At 60.9% G+C, this 3683-nt stretch carries 5 protein-coding genes; 2 read left to right on the top strand and 3 right to left on the bottom strand.

Going from position 1 to position 3683, the window contains the following annotated elements; translation table 11 throughout:
• Positions 1–674: Crp/Fnr family transcriptional regulator (locus RT424_RS22520; RefSeq protein WP_313442804.1), on the bottom strand; the 674-nt coding region annotated here is incomplete at its 3' end.
• 117 nt (positions 675–791) lie between these two features.
• The gene (locus tag RT424_RS22515; RefSeq protein WP_313442802.1) at positions 792–1397 is read right to left on the bottom strand and encodes a Crp/Fnr family transcriptional regulator; all 606 of its coding nucleotides are present in this window, start codon (positions 1395–1397) and stop codon (positions 792–794) included.
• A 733-nt stretch (positions 1398–2130) separates the two neighbouring features.
• Here RT424_RS22515 and RT424_RS22510 point away from each other — a divergent pair.
• Together RT424_RS22510 and RT424_RS22505 are read left to right on the top strand one after the other, a co-directional pair.
• The gene (locus RT424_RS22510) at positions 2131–2478 is read left to right on the top strand and encodes a hypothetical protein (protein ID WP_313442800.1); all 348 of its coding nucleotides are present in this window, start codon (positions 2131–2133) and stop codon (positions 2476–2478) included.
• A 217-nt stretch (positions 2479–2695) separates the two neighbouring features.
• Complete coding sequence (locus RT424_RS22505; RefSeq protein ID WP_313442797.1) at positions 2696–2995, top strand: hypothetical protein; 300 nt, start codon at positions 2696–2698, stop codon at positions 2993–2995.
• A 22-nt stretch (positions 2996–3017) separates the two neighbouring features.
• On the opposite strand, the gene RT424_RS22500 is transcribed toward RT424_RS22505, so the two are convergent.
• A partial coding sequence (locus RT424_RS22500; protein ID WP_313442794.1) for a glycosyl hydrolase family 28 protein occupies positions 3018–3683 on the bottom strand: 666 nt, incomplete at its 5' end.

Below are 3683 nucleotides of genomic sequence, written 5' to 3'. Positions count from 1 at the left end.
CTCGTCCAGTCGGAGATGCGGACGCGACCTTGCTCGAACAGCAAACCGCATTCCTGGCGCAGAGTGGACACCGTGCGGTTTACGTGGACTGTCGTCAGCCCCAGTGCATCGGCCAGCTGCGACTGGGTTACCGGCAGGAAGAAATCGGCGCGGTTGTCCATGCCATGGGCTTCCATCCGCATGCCCATCTCGCAAATCAGGTGCGCGGTGCGGGTGACGGCATCGGCCCTGCCGAGGTTCGCGGTCCATTTCGCCAGGATCGAGGCATCGACCACCGTATCACGCCAGAACGCCAACCCGATGCTTGGCTTGCTCTCGGCAAGACGCCGCATATCGACGTGAGGGACTTGCAGGACGATCGAGGGAACCAATGCCTGAATGCCCCAGGCCGGAAGTGGCATGGGCACGGAGTGCAGATCGGCCATATCGCCGGGGATATGCAGTGCGGTAATCTGCCGCTTGCCGTCCGCCATCTGGTCGAAGCGGGCCAATAAGCCGGAAACAAGCAAAGTAGAGTGGTTCACGCCATGACCCGGCAGCACGAGATCCTGACCACGCGATGCGGAAACCCGGCGACCGCCCAGTTCGTGAAGCGCAGCTACTTCATCCGGCGTCAAGACGCTTCTCAACGAAAGCCGCCGCACGAAGAGCGCAACGGCGCCATGGCTCTGCACTGCCTGTCTCCCGGATGGGTTTCGTCATGCCCGGTGAGCACAATGTACCAAAACCTCGGAAGTTGCCTGAAGCAGTACGAGGTAGCGTGCCCAAGCAGATACCGTCCCGGTCTGCCTTCAGGAGGGGTGGCCCATGATTTCCGCGTATCGCGCTTCGGCCACGCCGTAGAACGGCCCGCAATAGGCCACCAGCCCGGCACGGTCGCGAATCTGGACGAGGCCGCGCTGCGCCCTGATCCACCGCTCGGCTTCCAGATTGTGAATGGCATGCGTAATGCTGGCCCGTCTCACCCCGAGGATAACGGACATGTTCTCGTGCGTCAGCGGAAGGTCGTCGTTGCCGATCCGATCACGATACATCAGCAGCTTGCGCGCGAGCCGCTGCTGCACTGTCGCCCTTACACCCGCGCTGGCGGCCAGACTCAACTGCACGATCTGGGTCTGTATGTAGCGCAGGAAATAGTGGAGCATCGATGGGCTGGCCTCCAGCATGGACTGAAACGCGGCGCGATCCAGACTGAGCGCCACCCCTTCGATCTGGACGCGACTGTCTCTCTGCGGAAGCAAGGCGCACGTCGAACTGGCGCCAACCATGCCCTCGCAGCCGATAACCCCGACTTCCAGCGGAGTAGGTATGTCGCTCGTCTCCAGATTGGAAACGACCCCGGATTCGATGAAGTAGACCCTATCCTGCAACACGCCGCGCCGCTCGAGGTAAGTCATCGCCGGGATTTTCTCTCTCCTGGCGCAGGATTCCAGCCTTGCTCGGTCAGCGGTAGCCATCCCCAGCAACAGCTTGTTGCACGTTGTTTCACGTATCATTCCGCCTGTCATCGGCAGAGCCCTCCCCCTGGCCGTAGCCAAGAGATATTCTATTTTATCGGGATAATACAACGATTGATCGTGGCCGAGGTTCCGATTTGACACACCTCGACCGCACCCTCCCAAACTGTTGTGAATCCATGGCAATGTGGATTGTTTGCGATAACATTCCAGAGATTAATACTTTCGGATTAAAGCGATTATATGTACGCCGCCGTACAAAGTTTTACCCTTTTTTTAATCGATCCCCGTCTGTAGATAGACCTCCACAAGGTGACCGACCGGTTCGTCTATACTGATATTATACGATCTACGCCGGACAGGGGATAAAGCGCCAGCTCAGGCGCGCTCTTCCGGATCGTTTTCGAGGAGGGAATGGATCGTCATGAGCATCGCCTCAAGAAGAGGAAGGTCAAACCTGCGAGCGGCATCCTATGTCGCGCCGCCTGCCCATCGGTCCTGGTCCCGTTCGGGCAAGGACGACCGGACGACGCTGTCTCCCGTTGAATCCCAGGCTCTGCAACAGCGGCTCTGGGCGGTGCTGGACGCGGATTAGCAGGCCCGGTGATAAGGACTACGACGCCTCGACCGACGGAGCGTCATGATGAACGATCGACAACGGCAAGGACGACGGATGACTGAATTCGCAGGCTTTCAACAGAGCATCGATCGCGCACGATCGATGAACGGGCATTTCGCCTCCACCGCCCGCACCGCCGCCGAGCAGATGCTCGAGAACGGTCAGGAGATCGGGACGCGACTGGCCAGTCAGGCCTCCACCGCACGCGAACGGCTGCTGTCATGCCTGGACGAGCTGGCAAGCGCTGGCGATCCGGCTCGCGCCTCGCAGATCGGCGCCTCCTACATCTCCGATTCCCTGCGTGCCTATGGTCAGAACATGGCGGAATGGAGCGAACTGGTCCTGCGCAGCTATCGTCGCGGATTGGACGGAACAGTCGCAGGCACGGTGCCCGCCGAGTAGGCGGCACCGCCTGGGCCGGCAGCCCATTCGAAGAATTTGCAAGAGCGACCCTGACTGGGCCTCGTGCGCATGGCGCGCGGGGCCGCATTTTGGTTGCGCGTTAGAAGACCCCGCAATCGTTATTAACTATTCCTTTGAAGCCGCGACCGAGTTCCCTGCCTTGATCCTATGAAGATATCGAGCGCATCGCAGCACAGTCGAAAAAAGGTTCAGGGTCGTGGAATTGTTCGGTCTTCCGCCATACGAAGGCATTGCTACACTGGCCTTCCTCGTGCCACCCGTGGAACTGGCCTTGCGGTCGCATCGCAACGCCAAGCCCGCCTCGGTCGAGTGGCTTGCCCAGCAGTTCGAGCGCCTGGACGATGCGAAGCTGCGCGCTCTGACCGCCCGGGAACTGCGCAAGCTGGTCCGCTCTACGACGGACATCCGGCGCGCCGATTTCGCAACGGCACTGGAACGCGCCCGCGCCGCCCTGAATACCGCAATCGACGACGAACCCGCCCCCTCGGCGCATTGAGGCCGCCCGATTCAGGTCCCGATCAGGCGCTCTTTCCAGGAGCCCGGCGCACTCGTCCATTGATCATGACGTGATCGAAAACCAGATCTTCGACACCGGCTGTATCGAGAACGTCGTTTGCCAGACGTAAGTCGATATTCTTCAGAAGCACGTCGCGGATCTCGGTCTGACCGGGATTGGGCCGGATTGTGCCGAGCGCACCGAACCTGCCGGAAATCTCCGTAAGTTCCAATCCTCTTACCCGTGACATGGGCGGCTTCATGCCCTTGAGATCGGTATATTGGCTCCACGGTTGCACCGCGATCACCGTCCCCGCGGCGTTGTCCAGCTGAATGCGTCGCAAGCGAATATCCTCGTACCGCTGCGGTGTGTCGGAACGCAGTTTCAACCGAGCCAGCACGATATTCCCCGTAACGCGGCAGTCCTCCATCACGACGTCCCGCACCACGGTGGCCTCGCTTCCGCAGGCCAGGGCATGGTGCCCACGCCGGAAATGGCAATTGCGCACGCGCAGCCCCTCCACCGGCGGACTGGTGAGATCGTCCAGCGCATGCGGCCCCTTCGATCCCTTCGCCGCGATGCAGTCGTCGGTAACCGAGAACACGCAGCCGTCCACCGTCACGTTTCGGCTGCTGTCCACGTCGATGCCGTCGGTGCTGGGCGCCTGCGGATAGTCATCGGGCACTTC

Source organism: Novosphingobium sp. (assembly GCF_032093395.1).
Taxonomy (GTDB): Bacteria; Pseudomonadota; Alphaproteobacteria; order Sphingomonadales; family Sphingomonadaceae; genus Novosphingobium.
The sequence above is the reverse complement of the archived record's forward strand: the minus strand, read 5'-3'. Positions and strand labels throughout refer to the sequence as shown.

What these genes read in the sequence shown, in the direction of transcription:
- RT424_RS22515 (WP_313442802.1), bottom strand. Translation starts at nt 1,397, where the DNA reads ATGACTTACCTCGAGCGGCGCGGCGTGTTGCAGGATAGGGTCTACTTC.
- RT424_RS22510 (WP_313442800.1), top strand. Translation starts at nt 2,131, where the DNA reads ATGACTGAATTCGCAGGCTTTCAACAGAGCATCGATCGCGCACGATCG.